Source organism: Halorubrum sp. SS7, from assembly GCF_005435055.1.
Lineage (GTDB): Archaea > Halobacteriota > Halobacteria > Halobacteriales > Haloferacaceae > Halorubrum > Halorubrum salinarum.
Genome location: NZ_SGXV01000001.1, coordinates 39,106 through 60,878 on the forward strand (window position 1 = coordinate 39,106; position 21,773 = coordinate 60,878).

General features: G+C 71.5%; 21 protein-coding genes and 1 tRNA gene. 16 read left to right on the forward strand and 6 right to left on the reverse strand.

Annotated elements, in window-relative coordinates; translation table 11 throughout:
- The first annotated feature begins 80 nt into the window (after positions 1-80).
- A complete protein-coding gene (locus tag EXE44_RS00210; protein ID WP_053772296.1) occupies positions 81-611 on the forward strand; it encodes a nicotinamide-nucleotide adenylyltransferase in 531 nt (176 codons plus the stop codon).
- A gap of 123 nt (positions 612-734) precedes the next feature.
- Positions 735-1,568, forward strand: a complete 834-nt coding sequence (locus EXE44_RS00215) for an S-adenosyl-l-methionine hydroxide adenosyltransferase family protein (RefSeq protein ID WP_137715456.1) — start codon at positions 735-737, stop codon at positions 1,566-1,568.
- Positions 1,569-1,607: 39 nt separating this feature from the next.
- Here EXE44_RS00215 and EXE44_RS00220 read toward each other — a convergent pair whose 3' ends face one another.
- Entirely contained in the window at positions 1,608-2,087 is a 480-nt protein-coding gene (locus tag EXE44_RS00220) for a DUF5793 family protein (protein ID WP_137715457.1), read from the reverse strand.
- 171 nt (positions 2,088-2,258) lie between these two features.
- Between EXE44_RS00220 and EXE44_RS00225 the strand changes: the two genes are divergently transcribed.
- From EXE44_RS00225 to EXE44_RS00240, 4 genes are all read left to right on the forward strand, one after another.
- Positions 2,259-3,956, forward strand: a complete 1,698-nt coding sequence (locus EXE44_RS00225; RefSeq protein WP_137715458.1) for a type II/IV secretion system ATPase subunit — start codon at positions 2,259-2,261, stop codon at positions 3,954-3,956.
- A complete protein-coding gene (locus EXE44_RS00230; RefSeq protein WP_137715459.1) occupies positions 3,953-6,154 on the forward strand; it encodes a type II secretion system F family protein in 2,202 nt (733 codons plus the stop codon). The genes EXE44_RS00225 and EXE44_RS00230 overlap by 4 nt, the downstream gene beginning before the upstream one ends.
- A 101-nt stretch (positions 6,155-6,255) precedes the next feature.
- Positions 6,256-6,924, forward strand: a complete 669-nt coding sequence (locus EXE44_RS00235) for a class I SAM-dependent methyltransferase (protein ID WP_137715460.1) — start codon at positions 6,256-6,258, stop codon at positions 6,922-6,924.
- A 60-nt stretch (positions 6,925-6,984) separates the two neighbouring features.
- A complete protein-coding gene (locus EXE44_RS00240; RefSeq protein ID WP_137715461.1) occupies positions 6,985-9,435 on the forward strand; it encodes a methyl-accepting chemotaxis protein in 2,451 nt (816 codons plus the stop codon).
- A gap of 62 nt (positions 9,436-9,497) precedes the next feature.
- On the opposite strand, the gene EXE44_RS00245 is transcribed toward EXE44_RS00240, so the two are convergent.
- Both EXE44_RS00245 and EXE44_RS00250 read right to left on the reverse strand, forming a co-directional pair.
- Positions 9,498-9,782, reverse strand: a complete 285-nt coding sequence (locus tag EXE44_RS00245) for a hypothetical protein (RefSeq protein ID WP_137715462.1) — start codon at positions 9,780-9,782, stop codon at positions 9,498-9,500.
- 14 nt (positions 9,783-9,796) lie between these two features.
- Positions 9,797-10,321, reverse strand: coding sequence for a DoxX family protein (locus EXE44_RS00250; RefSeq protein WP_137715463.1), 525 nt, complete (start codon positions 10,319-10,321; stop codon positions 9,797-9,799).
- A gap of 218 nt (positions 10,322-10,539) precedes the next feature.
- On the opposite strand from EXE44_RS00250, the gene EXE44_RS00255 reads away from it, so the two are divergent.
- A tRNA-Gly gene (locus EXE44_RS00255) sits at positions 10,540-10,610 on the forward strand.
- Positions 10,611-10,927: 317 nt separating this feature from the next.
- Here EXE44_RS00255 and EXE44_RS00260 read toward each other — a convergent pair.
- Positions 10,928-12,001 carry an NAD(P)/FAD-dependent oxidoreductase gene (locus EXE44_RS00260; protein ID WP_137715464.1) on the reverse strand — a complete coding sequence of 358 codons (1,074 nt, stop codon included), beginning with the start codon at positions 11,999-12,001 and terminating at the stop codon, positions 10,928-10,930.
- A gap of 162 nt (positions 12,002-12,163) precedes the next feature.
- On the opposite strand from EXE44_RS00260, the gene EXE44_RS00265 reads away from it, so the two are divergent.
- Both EXE44_RS00265 and EXE44_RS00270 read left to right on the forward strand, forming a co-directional pair.
- On the forward strand, positions 12,164-12,481 hold the full coding sequence (locus EXE44_RS00265) for a hypothetical protein (protein WP_121561992.1): 318 nt from the start codon (positions 12,164-12,166) through the stop codon (positions 12,479-12,481).
- A 132-nt stretch (positions 12,482-12,613) separates the two neighbouring features.
- Entirely contained in the window at positions 12,614-14,770 is a 2,157-nt protein-coding gene (locus EXE44_RS00270) for a prolyl oligopeptidase family protein (RefSeq protein WP_137715465.1), read from the forward strand.
- Between the two features lies 1 nt (position 14,771).
- Here EXE44_RS00270 and EXE44_RS00275 read toward each other — a convergent pair whose 3' ends face one another.
- Together EXE44_RS00275 and msrA are read right to left on the reverse strand one after the other, a co-directional pair.
- Positions 14,772-15,452 (reverse strand): metallophosphoesterase, encoded by a 681-nt coding sequence (locus tag EXE44_RS00275; RefSeq protein ID WP_137715466.1) that lies wholly within the window; start codon positions 15,450-15,452, stop codon positions 14,772-14,774.
- Positions 15,453-15,842: 390 nt separating this feature from the next.
- Positions 15,843-16,382, reverse strand: coding sequence for a peptide-methionine (S)-S-oxide reductase MsrA (gene msrA, locus EXE44_RS00280; RefSeq protein WP_137715467.1), 540 nt, complete (start codon positions 16,380-16,382; stop codon positions 15,843-15,845).
- Between the two features lie 460 nt (positions 16,383-16,842).
- On the opposite strand from msrA, the gene ribH reads away from it, so the two are divergent.
- From ribH to EXE44_RS00315, 7 genes are all read left to right on the forward strand, one after another.
- Entirely contained in the window at positions 16,843-17,247 is a 405-nt protein-coding gene (ribH, locus tag EXE44_RS00285) for a 6,7-dimethyl-8-ribityllumazine synthase (protein WP_121561996.1), read from the forward strand.
- Between the two features lie 25 nt (positions 17,248-17,272).
- A complete protein-coding gene (locus EXE44_RS00290; protein ID WP_137715468.1) occupies positions 17,273-18,427 on the forward strand; it encodes a pyridoxal phosphate-dependent aminotransferase in 1,155 nt (384 codons plus the stop codon).
- A 130-nt stretch (positions 18,428-18,557) separates the two neighbouring features.
- Positions 18,558-19,061: a universal stress protein gene (locus EXE44_RS00295; RefSeq protein ID WP_137715469.1), complete on the forward strand. Its 504-nt coding sequence runs from the start codon at positions 18,558-18,560 to the stop codon at positions 19,059-19,061.
- A 94-nt stretch (positions 19,062-19,155) separates the two neighbouring features.
- Positions 19,156-19,584, forward strand: coding sequence for a DUF5788 family protein (locus EXE44_RS00300; protein ID WP_137715470.1), 429 nt, complete (start codon positions 19,156-19,158; stop codon positions 19,582-19,584).
- 78 nt (positions 19,585-19,662) lie between these two features.
- The gene (gene gatC / locus EXE44_RS00305; protein ID WP_053772279.1) at positions 19,663-19,965 is read left to right on the forward strand and encodes an Asp-tRNA(Asn)/Glu-tRNA(Gln) amidotransferase subunit GatC; all 303 of its coding nucleotides are present in this window, start codon (positions 19,663-19,665) and stop codon (positions 19,963-19,965) included.
- Entirely contained in the window at positions 19,966-21,264 is a 1,299-nt protein-coding gene (gene gatA / locus EXE44_RS00310) for an Asp-tRNA(Asn)/Glu-tRNA(Gln) amidotransferase subunit GatA (RefSeq protein ID WP_137715471.1), read from the forward strand. It begins immediately after the preceding gene.
- The gene (locus EXE44_RS00315; RefSeq protein ID WP_137715472.1) at positions 21,261-21,767 is read left to right on the forward strand and encodes a DUF5797 family protein; all 507 of its coding nucleotides are present in this window, start codon (positions 21,261-21,263) and stop codon (positions 21,765-21,767) included. Before gatA ends, EXE44_RS00315 begins: the two co-directional genes overlap by 4 nt.
- Positions 21,768-21,773: the final 6 nt, after the last annotated feature.

Consider the following 21,773-nt stretch of genomic DNA (forward strand, 5'->3'; position numbering starts at 1 on the left):
CTTTGAAGCCGTATATCCCCCGATCTGGGGGCGCGACCGTTCCACGGGGTTTATAAATGACGCCGACGGTACGTAGATTCATGCGGGGGTTCTACATCGGCCGGTATCAGCCGTTTCACGACGGCCACCAGCACATGGTGGAAGAGATCGCGGAGGAGGTCGACGAACTCGTCTTGGGTATCGGCTCCGCCGGCGACTCCCACACCACCCGGAACCCCTTCACCGCCGGCGAGCGCGTGATGATGGTGACGAAGGCGGTCGAGGAGCTGGACGCCACCACCTACGTCGTCCCCATCGAGGACCTCGACCGGAACTCCGTGTGGGTGAGCCACGTCCAGAGCATGACCCCCCGGTTCGACGTCGCGTACTCGAACAACCCGCTCGTGGTTCGCCTGTTCGAGGAAGCCGGCGTCGAGGTGCGCCAGTCCCCCATGTTCCGGCGCGACGTCCTGGAGGGGACCGAGCTCCGCGAACGCATGATCCGCGGCCGCGACTGGGAGGACCTGGTCCCCGACGCCGTCGTCGACGTGATCCGCGAGGTGGACGGCGTCGACCGCATCCGGCGCATCGCCGAGACCGACTCCAACGGCGACGAGCCCTCGGACCAGTAGCCGAGGAGGCGGCGGCTCCGACTCGCCGGCGTTCGACCGGCCGCGACCGGTGCTCGTCGCGACCGGCGCTCGTCGCGACCGGCGCCCGTTCCTTTTAACCGCCCGCCGCACGCGGTCTCCGGTATGATCACGCTTACCTCGGACTTCGGCTCGCCGTACCCCGCCGCGATGAAGGGAGTGATCCGCCGGCACACCGACGCCGAGCTCATCGACGTGGCCCACGACCTGCCGCGCGGGGACCCGCGCGCCGCGGCCTTCTGGCTCCGGTTCGTCCTCCCGGAGTTCCCGCCAGCGGTTCACTGCGCCGTGGTCGACCCCGGGGTCGGCACCGACCGCGACGCGCTCGTCGTCCGCGCCGGCGCGCACGTCCTCGTGGCCCCGGACAACGGCCTGGCGATGCCGCCGGCCCGGGCGCTCGCTGGCGACGAGGACGGCGTCGAAGCGTGGACGGTCGCGGTCGACGACCCCGCGAGCGAGACGTTCCACGGCCGCGACGTGTTCGCCCCGACTGCGGCGCGGATCCGGGCGGCGCTCGACGAGGCGGCGGACGGCGAGTCGCCCGACGCCGACGCGGTCGCGGAGACGCTGGCGGGGATGGACGACCTCGCGCCCGCGACCGACCCCGTCGACATCCGCTTCCCGGAGCCGACGGTCGAACGCGACGAGGGCGGCGACGTGACCGCGGTCGACGGCGAGGTGCTCGCGATCGACCGGTTCGGCAACGTGATCACCAACGTCCCCGGCGACCTGATCCGCGGCCGCGACTGGATCCGCGTCGACGGCGACCTCACGCCGGTCGCGGAGACGTTCGGCGCCGTCGAGCCCGGCGAGCGCCTCGTCACGGTCGGGAGCCACGGCTACGCGGAGTGCGACGTCAACGACGGCCGCGGCGACGGCGCGTTCGACCTCCGGCCGGGGGACTCGGTGCGGTTCGTCCCGGACAGCGTCAGCCTGTGAGCGCCGGGGGATTCGCCCGGCGTCGGCCGCTCGCGGCCGCTACAGTTCGACGCCCGAGGGGATCAGGCTCTCGCTGCGGAGCAGGTTCCCCTCGTGGTCGTACACGAGGAAGGTGTCCTTGTCGTAGGCGACGAGCCGCTCGCCGTCCACGTCGATTTCGACGCGGTACCGGGCGTCGCCGTCGTCCGTCGCGTCGCGCGCGGCGTGGATGAAGGGGAGGACGTCCGTCGCCGTCTCGTTGAGTTCGAGGATGAAGTCGCCTGTGTACCGGTTGGTGACGCCGACGACGCCCTCCGGGTCGTCCGCCTCGCCCAGCGGCTCGCGGAGCCGGAAGGCGACGTCGATCTGGTCGGCCGTGAGCAGGTCGCCGTCGGCGGCGTCCCCGCTCTCGCCGCCGGAGAGCCGCTCGCGGAGCAGTTCCTCCGGCCCGTGGAAGTCGATCCGCACCAGCGGGGGCGACCGGGAGCCGGCGCCGTCGTCGACGCCCTCGACGGTCAGATCGAAGTAGTCACGCCGCATTTCCTATCGGATGCTTTGCGGTCCGGCCGTATCAACGTAACGGGCGGCCCGGCGCTCCCGAGCCCCGGCGCCGCCGGAATCCGGAGCCGACCCGCGGCCGCGCCCCCGATGTCGGTCGTGATAATTGTCGGGGGTAGTTTAACTTCCCCCCGCCTCTATGGCCTCGTATCCATGGCGAGTGACGCCGGCGGGAGCGACCTCGGCGACCGGATCGAGGACCTCCAGCGGCGCCTCTCGCACGCGTGGGAACTGCTCCAAGGCTCGACGCTCGACGTCCGGCCGTTCCGCCCGGGCGAGGACGGCCCGCTCGCCTCGTTCGTCGTCCCCGAGGACGAGCGCGAGGTCGACCGGTACTGGGTGAACGCCCCGTACGCGTACGTCGTGATCACCTACGACGAGGCGGAGAGCGAACACCGCTACTACGCGGTCGAGCCCGAACTCGACGCCTTCGAGCGCGACCTGCTCGACCGCGTCGTCGACGACATCCGCGACCCGCTCCTCTACCGCGAGGGGACCGGCAAGACCGACGAGGAGACGCTCCGGGCCGAGCTGGAGTCCCTGCTGGAGGGGTACGGCGTCGAGGTCGGGATGGACTCCTTCCACGCGCTCGCGTACTACCTCTTCCGCGACTTCCGCGGCTACGGGAAGGTCGACCCTCTCCTCAACGACCGCCACATCGAGGACGTCTCCTGTGACGGGTACGACCTCCCCATCTTCGTCTACCACGACGAGTACACGGACATCGAGACGAACGTCTCGTTCGGTCAGGAGGCGCTCGACAGCTACGTGATCCGGCTCGCCCAGCAGTCGGGGCGCCACGTCTCCGTCGGCGACCCCATCGTCGAGACGACGCTGCCCGACGGGTCGCGCGCCGAGCTCGCGCTCGGCGAGGAGGTGACGCCGCGGGGGTCGGCGTTCACCATCCGCCAGTACGCGGAGGACCCGTTCACGCCCGTCGACCTCGTGGAGTACGGGACCTTCTCGATCGAGCAGATGGCGTACTTCTGGCTCTGTATCGAGCACAACAAGAGCCTCATCTTCGCGGGCGGCACCGCCTCCGGGAAGACCACCTCGATGAACGCGGTGTCGATGTTCGTCCCGCCGCGCGCGAAGGTGCTCACCATCGAGGACACCCGCGAGCTCTCCCTGTACCACGACAACTGGCTCTCGGCTGTCACCCGCGAGCGCCGGTACGAGGGGACCGACATCGACATGTACGACCTGCTGCGCTCGGCGCTCCGTCACCGGCCCGAGTACATCGTCGTCGGCGAGGTCCGCGGCGAGGAGGCGATCACGCTGTTCCAGGCGATGAACACCGGTCACACCACGTTCTCGACGATGCACGCCGACTCGATCGAGACGGTGATCAACCGGCTGGAGAACGAGCCGATCAACGTCCCGCGGGCGATGGTCCAGTCGCTCGACATGCTCTCGGTCCAGACGCTCACGCGCGCCGACGACGAGCGCGTGCGCCGCGCGAAGACGATCGGCGAGATCGGCGGCATCGACCAGCGGACCGGGGAGCTGGACTACTCCTCGGCGTTCGAGTGGGTGCCCGACGCCGACACGTTCCGACGGAACGACTCGTCGCTGTTAGAGGAGATCGCCGACGAGCGCGGCTGGTCGCGCTCGGAGCTGCTGCGCGAGGTCCGGCGGCGCGAGCGCTTCCTCGAACTGCTCTCCGCGCTCGGCATCGACGACTACCGGACGTTCACCGCCCTCGTCAACGAGTACTACGCCGATCCCGGCCGCGTGATGGAGCGGCTCGACGATCGCGCCGCCGCGGCCGACGGGGTCGACGCCGACGAGCTCGCGGCCGAGGAGGAGCCCGCCGCCGGGGACCCGACGGCGGACGCCGCGGACGGATGATCGAGTACCTCCCCCTGGCCGCCGCGGTCGCGGCCTGTCTCGCGCTCGTGCTCCCGCTCGTCGACGACCGGGCGGACCTGTTCGTCACCCGCGTCGCGCTGACCGCGTTCGGCGACTACGTCGGCGAGAACGAGTCGCGGCGGCGGGCCCAGCGCGACCGGATGCGCGCGGCCCACGTCGCCGGCACGACCCACCGCGTCTACGCCTCGCGGACCCTGTTGTACGCCGCCGTCCTCGGGGTCGCCGGCAGCGTGATCGGGGTGTACGCGGCCGCGGGGCTGCTCGCCGCGCTCGACGTGGGCGAGGCGGCGATCCGCGAGGCGCTCCCGGCCGCGGTCGAGTTCGTCGCCGTCGTCGCGCGCCTCGCCGACCTCGGGCTCGGACGGCTGTTCGTCCTGCTCGCGGTCGTCTCCGCGACGGTCGGGTCCGGGCTCGCGCTCGGCGCGTACGTCGCCCGGTGGCAGCTGCTCGACCAGCGGGCCGCGGCGCGCGCCGCCGAGATAGACGCCACACTGCCGCGGACGGTGGCGTTCATGTACGCGCTGTCGCGCTCGGGAATGGCGTTCCCGCGGGTGATGGACACGCTCGCGGAGAACGAGGCGGTGTACGGCGAGGCCGCGGCGGAGCTGTCGGTCGCGGTCCGCGACATGAACGCCTTCGGGACCGACGCGCTCACCGCGCTCCAGCGCATCTCGCGGCGGACGCCCAGCGACGACCTGGCGGACTTCTCGGAGAACCTCGCCTCCGTCCTCGGCACCGGGCAGTCGGTGTCGGCGTTCCTCAACGACCAGTACGAGCGCTACCAGGCGGAGGCGGAGGCCAAACAGGAGCAGTACCTGGAGCTGCTCTCGACGTTCGCCGAGGCGTACGTGACCGCGCTGGTCGCCGGCCCGCTCTTTTTCATCACCATCCTCGTCGTCATCGGGCTGGTCTTGCAGGACACGCTCCCGCTCCTCCGCGTCGTCGTCTACTTCGGCGTGCCGCTCGCCACCTTCGGCTTCGTCGTCTACGTCGACAGCGTGACCCAGGGCGTCGGCGGCACCGAGACCGTCGCGGCGTCGTCGTTCGACGACCCGGACACCCCGTCGGTCACGGGGGTGCGCCACGCGACGGACGAACCGGGCGACCGCGGCGGCTCCCCGCGGTTCGACGGCGGCGCGGCGGCGGGCCGGGAGGCGAGCGTCCCGGGCGACGGGTCTGGCGCGACCGGCGCGAGCGCCGGCCGCTGGGCCGAGAACCGCGAGCGGCTCCGGGTCTACGACCGGCTCCGCTGGGTGCGGCGGCTGGCCGCCTCGCCGGTCGAGACGGTGCTGAACTCGCCGCGGACGGTGCTGCTCGGCGCGGTCCCGGTCGCGGTGGTCGGCCTGCTCGTCTTCGCGTTCCCGATCACGCTCGGAACGCCGGTGGAGATGGTCGACCAGATCGACGGACCGATCGTCGTCGCGACCGCGTTCGTCCTCGCGGCGTACGCGGTGGCCTACGAGTTCGGTAAGCGCCGGGTCCGGCGAATCGAGTCCGCGGTGCCGGACTTCCTCGACCGCCTCGCAAGCGTCAACGAGGCGGGGACCGCCGTGGTCGGCAGCGTCCGCCGCGTCGCCGACTCGAACCTGGAGGCGCTGACCGAGGACCTCCGTCGGACCCGCCGCGACATCGACTGGGGGGCGGACGTCTCGACCGCGCTGCGCCGGCTGGAGCGCCGGGTCCGGTCCCCGATGACCTCCCGCGCCGTCGCGCTCGTCACCAACGCGATCCGGGCGAGCGGCGACGTCGGGCCCGTCCTCCGGATCGCCGCCGACGAGTCGCGCGCGACCTGGTCGCTCCGCCGGGAGCGCCGGCAGGTGATGCTCACCTACCTCATCGTCATCTACATCTCCTTCCTCGTGTTCCTCGGCATCATCGCGGCGCTGTCGGTGTCGTTCATCCCCGCCATCGAGGCGGCGGGCGTCCCGGGGACCGGCAGCCTCCCGGACGCCGGGACCGGGGTGCCGAGCGGCCCGGGCGGGATCACGGACGGGATCGGCGACATCGACGTGGCGGTCTACGAGCAGCTGTTCTTCCACGCCGCGTCGATCCAGGCGGTCTGCTCCGGGCTGGTCGCCGGCCAGCTCGGGGAGGGGTCGGTCCGCGACGGCGTGAAACACGTCGTGGTGCTGCTCGCGCTCACGCTCGTCGCGTTCGCCGCGATCGGCGTGGCGTGACGCGGCGGTCCCGGTCGAGCCGGTCGCGCCGACGCGCCGTCGGTCGGGACGGACTCCGCCGCGGCCGCACGAGCTAAACCGGTCGCGGTCGACGGGGGCGTATGGACTCGGATTCGGGGGGCGACGCGGGGTCGACGGGCGACCCGCGAGCGACGTACGACCGCATCGCGGCGCACTTCTCGAAGACGCGGGAGTACGCCTGGCCCGAGGTCGAGTCGTTCCTCGACGGCCGGTCGGGTCCGGTCGCGCTCGATGTCGGCTGCGGGAACGGGCGGCACACGGAGGCGCTCGCGGCGCGCGCCGAGACCGCCGTCGGCGTCGACCTCAGCCGCGGGCTGCTCGACGAGGCGGTCGCTCGCGCCAGCGAGCGAGGGTACGCGGACGCGACCGCGTTCGTCCACGGGGACGCGGCCGCGCTGCCGGTCCGCGACGGCGCGGTCGACCTCGCGGTCTACGTCGCCACGCTGCACCACCTCTCGCCCCGCGACACCCGCGTCGAGAGCCTGAACGAACTGGCCCGGGTCCTCGCGCCGGACGGGGTCGCGCTCGTCAGCGCGTGGAGCACGGCGCACGACCGCTTCGACCGCGAGGAGGGGTTCGACACGACCGTCGACTGGACGCTGCCGGGCGGCGAGACGGTCCCCCGGTACTATCACATCTACTCGCCGTCCGAGTTCGAGTCCGACCTCGCGGAAAGCGACCTCGAACCGCACCACGTGACGGTTTCGAGCGGCAACTGCTACGCCGAGGTGTCGCCGCCGGACCGCTGATTATCACGAGAGATATCGAAGGAGGTGGATTAAAGAGTCCTTGTCGACCGCCTGATGATAATGGCTGACACCTTCCTCGAACGGGTCCTCCGTCGGGTCGCGCCCGACGCGGTCGCCCGGAGCTACCTCGCGAAGTTCCTCGTCGCCCTCGTCGTCGTCGTCCTCGCCATCGGGGCCGTCGGGGCCGTCACGTACGCCGAGACGACGGACCAGCTCGAATCGAACGCGCAAGGGGACTACACGGCCGTCGCGGAGCTGAGCGCCACGGAGCTCGACGGCTGGGCGAGCGAGCGCCGCTCGGTGGTCACGGAGATCGCCGACAACCACGCGTTCTCCCAGGACCCCGCACAAGTCGACAGCTACCTCTCCTCGCACCTCTCGCGGACCGCCGAGTCGGTCACCGCCTTCCACTTCGTCGACCGCGACGAGAGCGCCGTCCTCGCCAGCACCGACCGGGAGGCCGGCGAGTCGGTCACCTCGCAGGCGTGGTTCGACGACGACCTCCTGTTCGCGGACGACGTGTACACGAGCCCCACCTACATGGTCGACGGCGAACGCCGGATCGCGTACGTCGCGGCGACCCCGCTGCGGGAGTACCTCGTGATGGAGATCTCGCTCGCCCCCGTCACCGAGGACTTCCGCCAGCCCACCGAGAGCGCGTTCACGACCATCGTCCAGCCCGACGGCCGGATCGCCGCGAGCAACGCCGACTACGTCTCCGGGATCCGCTACGACACCGACGTCCGCTCCGCGATGCTCGACGACACGCGGTCCGTCGGGTTCCTGCCATCGGCCACGTTCAGCTTCGCCGACGGCGGCGAGTACCTCGTCGCGTACGCGCCCCTAGAGACCGAGGAGTGGTACGTCGCGGTCCACGTCCCGCTCTCCGAGGCGTACGCCCTCTCGGGGATGATCGGTCGGAACCTGCTCCTCATCGTCGGCGTCGCGATCGTCGGGCTCGGCCTGCTCGGCGTGACGCTCGGCCGCGGTACCGTCGCCGAGCTGAACCAGCTCCGGGCGCGGGCGACGGCGCTGGCCGACGGCGACCTCGACGTCGACTTCCACACGGAGCGGCGCGACGAGTTCGGTGACCTCTCCGCGGCGTTCGCCACGATGCGCGACTCGCTGCGCGACCAGATCCAGTCGGCGGAGACGCAGCGGGAGCGCGCCGAGGCGGCGAAGGCGGAGAGCGAGGCGTTCGCGGAGCGCCTGGAGTCGCGGGCGAGCGACTTCGGCGCGACCATGGCGGCCTGCGCCGACGGCGACCTCACCGCGCGGCTGGAGGCCGACCCCGAGGACCCCGAGGCGCTCCGCGACATCGCCGCGGAGTTCAACGACGCGATGGACGAGCTGGAGGCCGCGATCGCGGAGGTCGACGCCTTCGCCGTCGAGGTCGCGGACCGCAGCGAGGCGGTGACCGACGGCACCGACGAGGCCGCGGCCGCCGGCCGGGAGACGAGCGACGCGGTCGACGAGATATCCGCCGGCGCGGAGCGGCAGAGCCGCCGGCTGGCCGAGGTGGCCGGCGAGATGGAGGACATGTCGGCGACCGTCGAGGAGGTCGCGGCCTCCGCCGACGAGGTCGCGACCACCTCGCGGCAGGCCGACGCGCTCACGGAGGAAGGCCGCGAGGCGGCGGCCGACGCGGTCGAGGAGCTCCACGGCATCGAGGCGCGCTCCGAGTCGGCCGCGGAGACGATCGAGCGGCTCGAGTCCGAGATGGCGGAGGTCGACGAGATCGTCGAGACGATCTCTGAGATCGCCGACCAGACGAACCTGCTCGCGCTCAACGCCTCGATCGAGGCGGCCCGCGCGGGCGAGGCCGGCTCCGGCTTCGCGGTCGTCGCCGAGGAGGTGAAGTCGCTCGCCGAGGAGACCCAGGAGTCCGCCGCCGAGGTCGAGGCCCTGATCGAGAGCCTCCGCGAGCGCACCGACGAGAGCGTCGACGAGATGGCCGCGATCCGCGACGGTGTCGACGACGGGGTCGACGTCGTCGAGGACGCCGAGGACGCGCTCGAAGAGGTCTCCGAGCGGGTGAGCGAGGCCGACGACGGCGTCCAGGAGATCTCGGGCGCGATGGACGCGCAGGCGGCGTCGGTCAACGAGGTGACCGGCGCGGTCGACGAGCTCGCGGGCGTGAGCGAGCAGACCACCGCCGAGGCGACCACCGTCGCGTCCGCCGCCGAGGAGCAGGCGGCCACGCTCGGCGAGGTCTCCGAGCAGGCGCACGACCTCCACGAGCGCGCCCGCGACCTGCGGGAGATGACCGAGGACTTCGAGGTCGACGCCGACGAGGCCGCCGCCGGCGACGGGGCGGCGTCAGCCGACGCCAGCGCCGAGGCGCTCGACGCCGACACCGCGTTCTCGTTCGGCGCCGACGAGGAGGCCTCCGACGCCGCGCCCGCGAGCACGGACGGCGGGACCGACACCGGCGCGAGCGGCTCGGAGGCGGAGTCTGGGTCCGGATCGGAGCGGTCGCTCGACGAGGGCACGGACCGAACAGAAGAGTGACCGTCGTCGTCCGCGACGGCGCGTTCCGCCGGTGTCGTCGCGGTCGGCGATTCCCGCGCGATTCAGTCCGCCATCGTCTCGTGGCTGACGCCCCGGTCGTCCGGGAGCGGCGCCACGAGCCGGTACGCCGCGTAGAGGCCGAGCACCGCGATGCCGGCCAGCACGAAGCCGGTGCGGATCTCCGGCGCGATCAGCGGCGTCGCGACCACGTCGCCCGCCTCGTTCGTCATCGGGACCGGGGCGAACGGCTGCCCGGCCAGCGTCTCGACTAATCCGAGGACCACGATGCCGAACAGCATCAGTCCCGCGCTCAACGCCCGTGCCGCCTTGTCGATGATGTCTGTCATTTTCGGTCACCTCGTTAGCCGAGCAGGTACCGCAGCTTGGGGTTCTGTTTGACGAGCGCCGTCTGTTCGATGAGCGCGTCGAGGCCGTAGTACCGACCGGCCGCGAGCACGATCACCGTCATGAACAGCAGCAGGCCCATCAGGTCGCTGTTGACGACGCCGTGGCCGAACCCGGCGTTGCCGACCCAGAAGAGGCTCATGAAGATGACCCCGCCGAAGGCGGCGAACCGGGTCAGGGCGCCGGCCATCAGCGCGAGGCCGATGAGCGTCTCGAAGAGGGGCACCCCGGGCGCGATGAGCCACGCGAGGTTGTTCCCCATCCAGACCGGGATTCCGCCGAGTGCGGTGCCCGTCATCTGCTGCATGTACGCCGGCCCGTAACTGAACGCGAACCCGTCGGTGATGATCTTCGTCACGCCGGCGTGGAAGAACCACCAGCCGGTGACGACGCGGAGGAACGCGATCCAGTACGTCGCCCACGGTCCCTCCAGCGCGAACTCAGTCTCGCCGACCAGCGGATTGCTAGTTTGGTATGACATCGGTCTCACCTCACAGGTGTACGTTGGGTGGGTAGACACATATGTACCGTACAGGGTTCTAAGCGGCTGAAAAGCGTTCTAGCGCGCTGGGAGCGGCCCGCAGTATCGTGGCGCTTTAAGTACTATCGGTGGTCACGGACGCGGCTCGTCCCGTCAGAACACGGAACGCTTATGAAAGCCGTTCCGCCTACGTGTAGGTGCGTCATCGACCGACGCGAGCGCCGGTGGTCTAGTGGTAGGACCTGAGCCTTCCAAGCTCATGGCCCGGGTTCAAATCCCGGCCGGCGCATCCTGGCGCACACAACGAACGAGGAGCGACAGCGACGAGTGAGTCCGTGCGCCAGGATGCGCCGAGGGATTTGAATCAGAGAGCGAGCGCAGCGAGCGACCGTGGTTCAAATCCCGGCCGGCGCACTCACTTCGTTCGTGCGCCGCCCGTACTCCCACTCGCTCGCTGCGCTCGCTCGCGGGAGTTCCGGCCGGCGCAGTTCTCGAACGAACTGAGAGACAGCTCCGTCGGATTTGAAACCCATCAGCCGCGCGCAGTACGCTCTGTGAAAGATCGGGAATCTCCCCTGACGATTTCCGCTGAAAAGCCGGCGGCGATCAGTCGTCGGTGGCCGGCGCCTCGGTCCCCTCGGCCTCGGCGGACTCGCGCGGCCCGCCCGCGTGCCCCTCGTGGGCGACGGCGGTCGCCATGAGGTGCGGCGGGATCGCGGGCACCTCGTCCTCGCCGACGGGACCGTCGCGCGCGATCTCCTCTGTCGAGCGCGGGAACTCCCGGATCTCCTTGTGGATCGCGAGGCCGGCCTTCGCCCCCTGGCCCATCGCGACCGGCACTTGGTTGTGCCCCGGCGTGATGTCGCCGACCGCGAACACGCCGTCCTCGCTGGTGCGGCCGTGGTCGTCGACGGCGATGGTGCCGTCGTCGTTGAGGTCGCAGCCCAGCCCCTCGGCGAGGACGGTGTTGTAGTCGGAGCCGTACATCGCGAAGCCGCCGCGGTACTCGCGGCGCGTGCCGTCCGCGAACTCCAGCGCCTCCAGCCAGCCGGTGTCGGGGTCGTTCTCGACGCCCTCGACCTCCTCGGTGACGACGTCGACGGGGTGCGCCTCCAGCTGCGCGGCGGTCTCCTCGCTCCACGTCGGCTCCTCGCCGCGGGTCAGCACGTCCACGTCGTCGGTGACGTTGAGCATGATCATCGCGACGTGCGCGGCGGCCTCGCCGTGGCCCATCACGTACACCGGCTCGTCGGCGAACATGTAGGCGTCGCAGTGGAGGCAGTAGTGGAGCCCCTTGCCCGTCCGCGGGAGCGGCGGGTCCGGGCGCTCGTCGGAGAACCCGGTCGCGAGGACGACGCGGTCCGCGACCAGTTCGGCGTCGTTCGTCTCCAGTCGGAACCGGTCGTCGCCGGTGCGCTCGACCTCGGTGACGAAGCCGCGCTCGAAGGTGCCGCCGTACGACTCCACCTGCTCGCGCCCGGTCGCGAGGAACTCGTTGCCGGAGACGTCCTCGGTGACGCCGATCACGTTGTGCGTGTCGGCCATCATCGCCGCGCGGCCGCCGCCGCGGTCGATCAGCACCGTCTCGTGGCCCAGTCGGGCCCCGTACAGCGCCGTCGTCAGCCCGGCCGGCCCGCCGCCGACCACCGCGATCTCGTACTCGTCGTCGGACGAACTCATTACCGTTCGTAGGCGACCCACCGGGTTAAATACCGTCTTGTTGTGCGCGCCCCGCGACCAACCCCGTCGCCTCGCGCCAGAACGACGGGACCGGCGCCCGACCGCGACGGCTCCCGCCTTCCGTCCGGAGGTTTATTGGTGCGTACCGCGTTCGCTCGGTCAGTGGTCACTCGTCTCGCCCTCGCCGTCTGCCTCCTCCTCGTCGGCATCGCCGCCGACGTGGGCACGACCTACGTCGCGCTCTCGGGCAGCGAGTACGTCGAGGGGTCGCCTGTCGGCCGCCTGTTCATCTCCCGGTTCGGCCTCCTCGGCGGGATGCTCCTCACGAAGGTCGTCGGCATGGCCGTCATCGGGCTCCCGGTCGCGGTCGCGGGCGGCACGCGGCGGTTCGTCGCGACCCTGATGTGCGGCGGCGTCGGCGCGCTCTCGCTGGCCGTCGCCGCGCGGAACCTGCTGTTCGTCGCGGGCCTGTGGCCGTGAGGGGCCCGGTTGTGAGGGACCCGGCCGTGGCTCGGCCGTAACACCCGCCCCGTCCGCCGCGACGCGAGCGGAATTGGCGGCCTCGGCCGCCGCGACCCCAGCGGTTTTGCGTCGCCGGCGACACCGATCCGTATGCCACGCGAATCCGCTCCGGCCCGCTCTCCGCCGGCGACGCGCCGCGAGGTCGTCACGGAGACGCTCCACGGGGTCGACGTCGACGACCCGTATCGATGGCTCGAAGGCGACGACGAAGCAGTCGACGAGTGGGTCGACGCCCAGAACGCCCACGTCGACGAGGCGCTCGACGACGCGCTCCGGGACCGGCTCCGCCCCCGGTTCGAGGACCTCGTCGAGGTGGCCGACTACGGCCCGATCGCGGTCCGCGAGGGGCGCTACTTCGCGACGGTCCGCGAGCCCGGGGCCGACCACGCCCGCCTCGTCGTCCGCGACGCGCCCGACAGCGACGGTCGCGTCCTCGTCGACCCGAACGCCTGGGCCGCGAACCGCGACGCGGAGCGCCCGCCGCGGTCGATGGCGTGGTACGTCCCGTCGCACGACGGCGAGCGCGTCGCGGTCGGGGTCACCGAGGGCGGCGACGAGAACTACGACGTGCGGGTGCTGTCGGTGCCCGACCCGACTGAATCGGCGGAGTCCGAGGGTTCGGGAGGCTACGGCCCGGGCGCCGAGGAGGTCGCGGTCCTCCCCGAGCGCGGCCGCGTCAACGCGGGGAGCCTCGCGTGGACGGCCGACGGCGAGGGGTTCGTCTACGTCGCGACCGGCGGCGCGGCCGACGGCGCGCAGATGGACAAGGAGGTCCGCCGGTTCCGGCTCGCGGACGGCCCCGAGTCGGAGGAACTCCTGCTCGAACACGACGACCAGCACGTCTGGCCGCGGGTCACGGTCGACCCCGACTCCGGGCTGCTCGCGGTCGCCTTCTCCGAGATGGTGGGAGGAACCGAGTGGTACGTCCACGTCGACGGCGACCTCCGCCCCGTCCTGACCGACACCGACGCCGAGACCTCGGTCCAGTTCCACGACGGGACGGCGTTCGTCTCGACCGACCACGGCGCGCCCCGGCGGCGGGTGCTCGCCTGCTCGGTCGAGCGCTTCCGCGAGGGCGACCTCTCCTTCGAGGAGTGCCGCGAGCTGCTCCCCGGCGGCGAGGGGATCATCCAGTCGGTGGCGCCGACTCCCGAGCGCCTCCTCGTCCACCGCCAGCGCGACGCCCACTCGCGGCTCTCCGTCCACGACCGCGACGGGACGCACCTGCGCGACGTGTCGCTGCCGTCGTACTGCTCCGTCACGTGGGTCTCCGCGAACCGCGACGCGCCCGAGGCGTTCTTCGGGCTCACCGGCTTCGACCGGCCGCCGGCGGTCCGAGCGCTCAACCTCGGCGAGGGGTCGGGGGCCGAGGCCGAACTGGCTTCGACCGAGGTCGACTCGGTGGACCTCCCCGTCCCGGAGGACCTCGTCGTCGAACAGCGGTTCGTCGACTCCACCGACGGCGCCGAGGTACCCGTGTTCGTCTGCTACCGCGAGGACGCCGCCGTCGACGGCCCGCGCCCGACGCTTCTGTACGGCTACGGGGGATTCCGGAACAGCATCACGCCATCGTTCGGGCGGTTCCGGCTCCCGTTTCTCGCGGACGGCGGCGCGTTCGCGGCGGTGTGCGCCCGCGGCGGGTACGAGTACGGCGAGCCGTGGCACGAGGCCGGGATGCTCGCGGAGAAACAGCACACCTTCGACGACTTCGTCGCGGCCGGGGAGGCGCTCTGCGCGTCCGGGCTCACCGACACCGACCACCTGGCGGTCGCCGGCGGGTCGAACGGCGGGCTCTCGGTCGGTGCGGTCGTCACCCAGCGCCCGGACCTGTGGGCGGCGGCGCAGTGCGCGGTCCCCCTGCTGGACATGCTCCGGTTCCACCGCTTCCTGCTCGGGGAGTCGTGGACGACGGAGTACGGGCACCCCGAGGACCCGGAGGCGTTCGAGTACCTCCGCGCGTACTCGCCGTACCACAACGTCGACCCCGACGAGACGCATCCCCCCGTCTACTTCACCACGGCCGCGAGCGACACGCGCGTCCACCCCTCGCACGCCCGGAAGATGACCGCGCGCCTCCAGAACGAGGCGACGGGCGGGCCGTTCCTCCTGCGGATGAAGTCGGCCACCGGCCACGGCGTCGGCAAGCCGGCCTCGATGATCGTCGACGAGCAGACGGACTCGTGGGCGTTCTGCTATGAGCAGCTGGGCGTCACCCCAAACGCCGCGGCGACCGCCGACGGCGACTGACCTACCTGCCCTCGTAGAGCCGCTCCGCCGTCGTCTCGGGGAGGCCGGCCTCGCGGACCGCGGCCGCGACGCGGTCCACGTCGTACTCGACGCGGTGCGTCTCGACCGCGTCGCTCCCGTCGGCCGTCGTGTCGAGGACGGCGTACCCGGCCCGCGGGTCGCCGTCGCGGGGCTGGCCGACGCTGCCCGGGTTACACACGAAGCCGCCGGCCACGTCGCGGACCCCCTGAACGTGGGTGTGGCCGAGGACGATCCCGTCGTACTCGCCCACGTGCCGGTCGAGGTTCGGGAACTCCTCCGGGTAGACGTAGGCGTCCTCGCGCTCGGCGGCGGGGTGCGAGTGGACGAGCAGGTACCGGTCGCCACCGAACGTCTCTGTCCGCGGGAGGGCGTCGATCCACTCGCGCTGCTCGGCCGACAGCGACGCCTTCGCGTGTTCGAGACCGGCCTCGGCCATCCGGTTGGCGCTGTACCGCTGCGGGCTCTCGACGGTGCGGTCGTGGTTCCCCCGGACCGTCGCGGCCGCGACCTCGCGCACGCGCTCGACGCACTCGGCCGGCCACGGGTTGTAGCCGACCACGTCGCCCGCGCAGTAGATCCGGTCGACGGCGGGCATGTCGTCGAGGACCGTCTCCAGCGCCGGGAGGTTCGCGTGAACGTCCGAGATGAGGCCGACCTTCATCGAACCACGGTTCGATCGGCGGAAGGGAATAGGTTGTGCCGCGACGTGAGGACTCACATTCGGACGCCGGCGCGTGCCTCCGAGTGGCCGCCCAAGGCGGCCGCGAGGAGCACGCGCGAGGGACGCCGCGAGCGACCGGAGGGAGCGAGCGGCGAGGCTGGGGAGGTGTGAGGCTGCGGTTGCGGTGCGGTCGGGCGGGAATCGAAGGGGCAGTCGGGAGGTGGGCGCAGACGACGTAACACTAGAAGGAGCGAGCGAAGCGAGCGACTGAAGCGCGCAACGAGTGTGCGCCCACCTCCCGACTGGGGCTTCGGTGGTGGTCACCGGCGACCCCTAGTCAATGGCTTATAAACGAGTGACTGGGAGTTCGGAAGTGTCCACCGACGATCCTTACGCCTTCACCTTCTCGCGGAACCGCTCGCGGACCTTCTCCACCTTCGGCTGCGCGTGCATCGTACAGTAGGCGTCGGCCGGGTTCTTCTCGAAGTAGTCCTGGTGTTTCTCCTCGGCGCGGTAGAACGCCTCCAGCCGCTCGACCTCGGTCACCACGTCGTCGTCGTAGCCGCCCTCCTCGTCGAGCGCGGCCACGTAGTTCTCCGCGATCCGGCGCTGCTCGTCGTCGTGGTAGAGGACGATCGACCGGTACTGGGTGCCCACGTCCGGCCCCTGTCGGTTCAGCTGGGTCGGGTCGTGGACGGTGAAGAAGATCTCCAGGATCTCCTCGTAAGAGAGCGCCTCGGGGTCGTACTCGACCTGAACGACCTCGGCGTGGCCGGTGTTGCCGGTACACACCTCGCGATAGCTCGGGTCCTCGACGTGGCCGCCGGCGTAGCCCGAAGTGACGCCGTGGACGCCGTCGAGTTCCTTGAACGCCGCCTCGACGCACCAGAAGCAGCCGCCGCCGACCGTCGCGGTCTCGGTGTCTGTCATGGACTCGTGTTGGCGTCGGAGACGTATTAATCACGCGTGGCCGGAAAGACGGGCGTCGCCTGTGGCGGTGAGTCGTCTACGGCCGACCGTGGATCGGCGGTGACCACCACCGAAGCCCCAGTCGCGGGAGCGGCGCACGCTCGCTGCGCGCTTCAGTCGCTCGCTTCGCTCGCTCCTTCCAGTGCTTGCGTCGCCTGCGCCGCTCCCGCGACTGCCCCTTCGAGCCCCACCCGACCGCACCGCAACCGCACCTCACGCCTCCCCAGCCTCGTCGGCCTCCCTGCGGTCGGCCGACTCCCTCGCGCGTGCTGCTCGGCCGCGATGCGACCTCGCAGGCACGCGCCACCGCAGGTCGATCCATGACCGATCAGTCGACCGCCCCAGTCCGTCCCGAACAGGTTCGCCCGGCAACCCTGCGGTCGAACGGTAGACCTTTGCCGTCGCCCGCTCCACGTCGCGTATGGTCTCGCTGGGACTGGTGGTGGCGCGGTTCAACGACTCCGTCACGGAGCCGATGGCCGAGGCCGCCCGCGAGGCGGCCGCCGACCGCGACGCCGTCGTCGTCGACGAACTGAGCGTGCCGGGCGCGTACGACAGCCCGCTGGCCGCCGACCGGCTGGCGCGCCGGGACGACGTCGACGCTGTCGCGGTGGTCGGCGCCATCGTCACCGGCGACACCGACCACGACCGCGTCATCGCGAACGCGACCGCCGAGAAGCTCACGCAGGTGAGCCTCGACCGGGACACGCCGGTCACCTTCGGCGTGAGCGGCCCGGGGATGTCCGGCGCGGAGGCGCGCGAGCGGATCGACAAGGGGGCGGACGCGGCCGCGGCCGCGATCGACCTCGCGACGGAACTCGACTGACGGACACGACGATCACACACGACACATGAGCGACGCATACGACTTCTCGGAGCGGATCGGACGCGTAGAGCCCAGCGCGACGCTGGCGATATCGAACCTGGCGGCGGAGAAGGAGGCCGAGGGGGCCGACATCGTCGACCTCTCGGTCGGCGAGCCCGACTTCGACACCCCGGCGAACGTCGTCGAGGCCGGGAAAGAGGCCCTCGACGCGGGCCACACCGGGTACACCTCCTCGAACGGCGTGCCCGAGCTCAAGGCGGCGATCGCGGAGAAGCTCCGCGGCAACGGGCTCGACGCCGACGCCGGCGAGGTCATCGTCACCCCCGGTGGCAAGCAGGCCCTGTACGAGACGTTCCAGACCCTGATCGACGAGGGCGACGAGGTCGTCCTGCTGGACCCGGCGTGGGTCTCCTACGAGGCGATGGCGAAGCTCGCCGGCGCCGACCTCTCGCGCGTCGACCTCGCGCCCCACGGCTTCCAGCTGGAGCCCGCCCTCGACGAGCTCGCAGAGACCGTCTCGGACGACACCGAACTGCTCGTCGTCAACACCCCGTCGAACCCCACGGGCGCGGTGTTCTCGGAGGCGGCCCTGGAGGGCGTCCGCGACCTCGCCGTGGAGCACGACGTGGCCGTCATCTCGGACGAGATCTACGAGCGGATCGTCTACGACGCCGACCACGTCTCGCTCGCGAGCCTCGACGGGATGGCCGACCGCACGGTGACGATCAACGGCTTCTCGAAGGCGTACTCGATGACCGGCTGGCGGCTCGGCTACCTCCACGCCACCGACGAGTTCGTCGGCGAGGCCGGCAAGCTCCACTCCCACTCCGTCTCCTGCGCCACGAACTTCGTCCAGCGCGCGGGGATCGAGGCGCTGGAGAACACCGAGGCGTCGGTCGAGGAGATGCGCGACGCCTTCGCCGACCGCCGGGACCTCCTCGTGGACCTGTTCGACGAGCACGGCGTCGACGTCGACGTCGGCGACGGCGCGTTCTACATGATGATCCCGGTCGACGACGACGACCAGGCGTGGTGCGAGCGCGCCATCGAGGAGGCCGCGGTCGCCTGCGTCCCCGGCAGCGCGTTCAACGCGCCCGGCTACGCCCGCATCTCGTACGCCGCGAGCGAGGAGCGCCTGCGCGAGGCGGTCGACCGACTCGTCGCGAACGACCTGCTGTAACGCCGCCCGACCGCCCGCAGACGCCGCCGTCCCGCCCGCTTCCGACCCGGACGAACTCGCGGACCGGCCGCGAACGGGGGCTGCGGTGCGTTTTTCACCCCGCTCCTCGAAGTTTCAGCTTGGTGGTACGATGTACGACAGGATACTGTACCCGACGGACGGGAGCGCCGGATCGGAGGCGGCGGCGGCGCACGTGGGGGCGCTCGCGTCGCAGTTCGGCGCGAGCGTGGACGTGTTACACGTGATCGACACCCGCGAGGGCGGGCTTGGCCTGAGCGGGGCGTTCCTCGACGACGACCCGCAGGCGATGAGCGGGCGGTCGCCCGACGAGGGCTACATCGGGCGGCACGGGGACGGCCCCGACCCCGAAGCAGTCGAGGCCGGGCTCACCGACCACGCCGAGGCGCTCATCCAGGCCTCGACCGACGAGGTCGACCTGACGACCGCGGTCGAGTCGGGGACGCCCCACTCGGTGATACTGCGCTACGCCGACGAGGCCGACGCCGACCTCGTGGTGATGGGGACGCACGGCCGGACCGGGGTCGAGCGGTACCTGCTCGGGAGCGTCGCGGAGAAGGTCGTCCGGCTCTCGGACGTGCCGGTGATGACGGTGCGGGCGGACGAGGACGCGTGAGGCGGCGGGCCGGACGACCGAGGCGGACGCGGGAGGCGGACCGAGCCGACCGACGGCCGACGATTTTTCCCGGCTCCGTCGACCACGCGAACCCATGAGTGACCCGGAGCGAACGGCGATCGACGACGACGTTCGCGAGGCCCTCCTCGACCGCGTGAACAGCCCCAGCGCGACCGTCGGCGCGAGCGTGCCCGACGAGGTCGAGATAGACGGGAGCGCCGTCGACCTGTCGGCGTTCATCGTCGAGACCCGGAAGGTCGACGCGGTCCCGCCCGCGCTCGACCGGAAGGTGACGGCGGCGCGCGAGTCGCTGCGGGCCGAGCGGGCGCGGCGCGTCGAGCGGCTGGAGAGCGACCCCCTCGACCGCGAGACCGCCGAGGCGCTCGCCGACGAGGTCGTCGGCATCGACCGCGCGCTCAACGCCTTGGAGGGCGTCCGCCGGCCGGGGTTCGCCGACGAGCACCACGCGGACACGCTGGCGGGCCACGAGCGCTGGCTCGCGTTCGTCGATCAGGTCCGGTAATTCCGGCAGCCGTCCCGACCCGGCGTCGCCGGCCCCCTTCCGAAACCCTTACTCGCCGCCCGCGTGGTACGTTCGGGTATGAGCGACACCGCAGCGTCGGACGACGGCGAGGCCGCCGTCGACGCCGAGGAGGTCAGACACGTCGCGGATCTCGCGCGGGTGCGGCTCGCCGACGAGGAGGTCGACGAGTTCGCGGCGCAGTTCGGCGACATCTTGGAGTACTTCGCGGCGCTCGACGAGGTCCCGGAGACGGAGCGCGAGGAGGAGCTCGTCAACGTGATGCGCCCGGACGAGGTCCGCGAGGGGCTCTCGCAGGAGGAGGCGCTCGCGAACGCCGAGGAGACGGAGGACGGCTTCTTCGTCGGGCCGAAGGTGTCGTAGATGGCGGCCGACATCAACGCCTTCGTCACGGAGGCGACGATCGAGGGCGACGCCGACGGCCCCCTCGCGGGCACGACCGTCGCGGTGAAGGACAACATCTCCACCGAGGGGATCCGGACGACCTGCGGCTCGGAGATGCTGGCCGACTACGTCCCGCCCTACTCCGCGACCGTCGTCGACCGCCTGACCGAGGCGGGCGCGACGGTCGTCGGCAAGACGAACATGGACGAGTTCGGGATGGGGACGACGACCGAGACCTCCGCGTTCGGTCCCACGCGGAACCCGGTCGACACCGACCGCGTCCCGGGCGGCTCCTCCGGCGGCTCGGCGGCCGCGGTCGCGGCGGGCGAGGCCGACGTGGCGCTCGGCTCCGACACCGGCGGCTCGGTCCGCTGTCCGGCCGCCTTCTGCGGCGTCGTCGGGATCAAGCCCACCTACGGGCTCGTCTCCCGGTACGGGCTCATCGCGTACGCGAACTCCCTCGAACAGATCGGCCCGATCGCGGGCACCGTCGAGGAGGCGGCCGCCGCGCTCGACGTCATCGCGGGCGACGACCCGAACGACGGGACGACCCGCGACCTGCGCGAGGTCGAGGGCGCCGACCCCGACGCGAGCTACGCCGACGCCGCGGACGGCGACGTGGCGGGCCTGACGGTCGGCGTGCCCACGGAGCTGTTCGAGGGCGCCGACGAGCGCGTCGTGGAGACGGTCGAGGCCGCGATCGACGACCTGGAGGCGCAGGGCGCGGAGACGACCGAAATTTCGCTCCCCTCCGTCGAGCACGCGGTCCAGGCGTACTACGTCATCGCGATGGCGGAGGCCTCCTCGAACCTCGCGCGCTTCGACGGCGTCCGGTACGGCCACCGGAGCGACGCCGACGGCAACTGGAACGAGTCGTTCGCGGAGACCCGCGAGGAGGGGTTCGGCGCGGAGGTCAAACGCCGGATCCTGCTCGGCACGTACGCGCTCTCGGCCGGCTACCACGACAAGTACTACGAGAAGGCGCAGGACGCCCGCGCGTGGGTCCGTCGGGACTTCGAGGACGCCTTCGACGACGTCGACGTGATCGCGTCGCCGACGATGCCGGTCCTCCCCTTCGAGCTGGGTGAGAGCCTCGACGACCCGCTGCGGATGTACCTCGCGGACGCGAACACGACGCCGGCCAACCTCGCGAACCTCCCCGCGGTCTCCGTGCCTGCGGGCGAGGCAGACGGGCTGCCGGTCGGGCTCCAACTCGTCGGCCCGAAGTTCGGCGAGGAGACCATCGTCCGCGCCGCGAGCGCGGTCGAGGAGCGATGAGCCTCACCGACGAGGAACGCGACCGGCTCGCCGACGTGGTCCGCCTCCAGCCGACGAAGAACGGCGAGCTCCAGGACGCGTGGGAGATGGAGAGCGGCAGCGAGGTCCACGGCTACCTGGAGAACCACCTGAAGGAGTACTACTACCGCGACGACGACAGCCTGATCCGCGCGACGGCGGAGGCCAACGACCTCGTCGACGTCGAGCCGGGCGTCGAGCCCGACGCGGTCGCGCGCGGCGGCGTGCCGGAGACGATCCGCGTCCCCGAGCTGGAGTCGCGGGTGGTCGACGTGCTCGCCGGCCCGGACGAGCGCTCGCAGTCCGTCGTCAGCGTGCTCAACGCGCTCCGGGAGGCGTACGACGTCGACCCCGAGGTCGACGCGGTGCGGCGCGCGCTCCGCAGCCTCGAACGCAAGAACGTCGTCGAGGTCGTCTACCGCACCGTGCCGACGTTCCGGCTGGCGGTCGACCGCGACGAGATAACCGTCGAAAGCGAGTCGTAGCGGGCG

Bases quoted from the DNA above. Each gene is read 5' to 3' on its own strand.
- EXE44_RS00220 (WP_137715457.1), bottom strand. From the start codon at position 2,087: ATGCGGCGTGACTACTTCGATCTGACCGTCGAGGGCGTCGACGACGGC.
- EXE44_RS00240 (WP_137715461.1), top strand. From the start codon at position 6,985: ATGGCTGACACCTTCCTCGAACGGGTCCTCCGTCGGGTCGCGCCCGAC.
- EXE44_RS00290 (WP_137715468.1), top strand. From the start codon at position 17,273: ATGAGCGACGCATACGACTTCTCGGAGCGGATCGGACGCGTAGAGCCC.
- EXE44_RS00295 (WP_137715469.1), top strand. From the start codon at position 18,558: ATGTACGACAGGATACTGTACCCGACGGACGGGAGCGCCGGATCGGAG.
- EXE44_RS00275 (WP_137715466.1), bottom strand. From the start codon at position 15,452: ATGAAGGTCGGCCTCATCTCGGACGTTCACGCGAACCTCCCGGCGCTG.
- EXE44_RS00300 (WP_137715470.1), top strand. From the start codon at position 19,156: ATGAGTGACCCGGAGCGAACGGCGATCGACGACGACGTTCGCGAGGCC.
- EXE44_RS00245 (WP_137715462.1), bottom strand. From the start codon at position 9,782: ATGACAGACATCATCGACAAGGCGGCACGGGCGTTGAGCGCGGGACTG.
- EXE44_RS00250 (WP_137715463.1), bottom strand. From the start codon at position 10,321: ATGTCATACCAAACTAGCAATCCGCTGGTCGGCGAGACTGAGTTCGCG.
- gatA (WP_137715471.1), top strand. From the start codon at position 19,966: ATGGCGGCCGACATCAACGCCTTCGTCACGGAGGCGACGATCGAGGGC.
- gatC (WP_053772279.1), top strand. From the start codon at position 19,663: ATGAGCGACACCGCAGCGTCGGACGACGGCGAGGCCGCCGTCGACGCC.
- EXE44_RS00225 (WP_137715458.1), top strand. From the start codon at position 2,259: ATGGCGAGTGACGCCGGCGGGAGCGACCTCGGCGACCGGATCGAGGAC.
- EXE44_RS00215 (WP_137715456.1), top strand. From the start codon at position 735: ATGATCACGCTTACCTCGGACTTCGGCTCGCCGTACCCCGCCGCGATG.
- EXE44_RS00235 (WP_137715460.1), top strand. From the start codon at position 6,256: ATGGACTCGGATTCGGGGGGCGACGCGGGGTCGACGGGCGACCCGCGA.
- EXE44_RS00270 (WP_137715465.1), top strand. From the start codon at position 12,614: ATGCCACGCGAATCCGCTCCGGCCCGCTCTCCGCCGGCGACGCGCCGC.
- msrA (WP_137715467.1), bottom strand. From the start codon at position 16,382: ATGACAGACACCGAGACCGCGACGGTCGGCGGCGGCTGCTTCTGGTGC.
- EXE44_RS00315 (WP_137715472.1), top strand. From the start codon at position 21,261: ATGAGCCTCACCGACGAGGAACGCGACCGGCTCGCCGACGTGGTCCGC.
- ribH (WP_121561996.1), top strand. From the start codon at position 16,843: ATGGTCTCGCTGGGACTGGTGGTGGCGCGGTTCAACGACTCCGTCACG.
- EXE44_RS00260 (WP_137715464.1), bottom strand. From the start codon at position 12,001: ATGAGTTCGTCCGACGACGAGTACGAGATCGCGGTGGTCGGCGGCGGG.
- EXE44_RS00210 (WP_053772296.1), top strand. From the start codon at position 81: ATGCGGGGGTTCTACATCGGCCGGTATCAGCCGTTTCACGACGGCCAC.
- EXE44_RS00230 (WP_137715459.1), top strand. From the start codon at position 3,953: ATGATCGAGTACCTCCCCCTGGCCGCCGCGGTCGCGGCCTGTCTCGCG.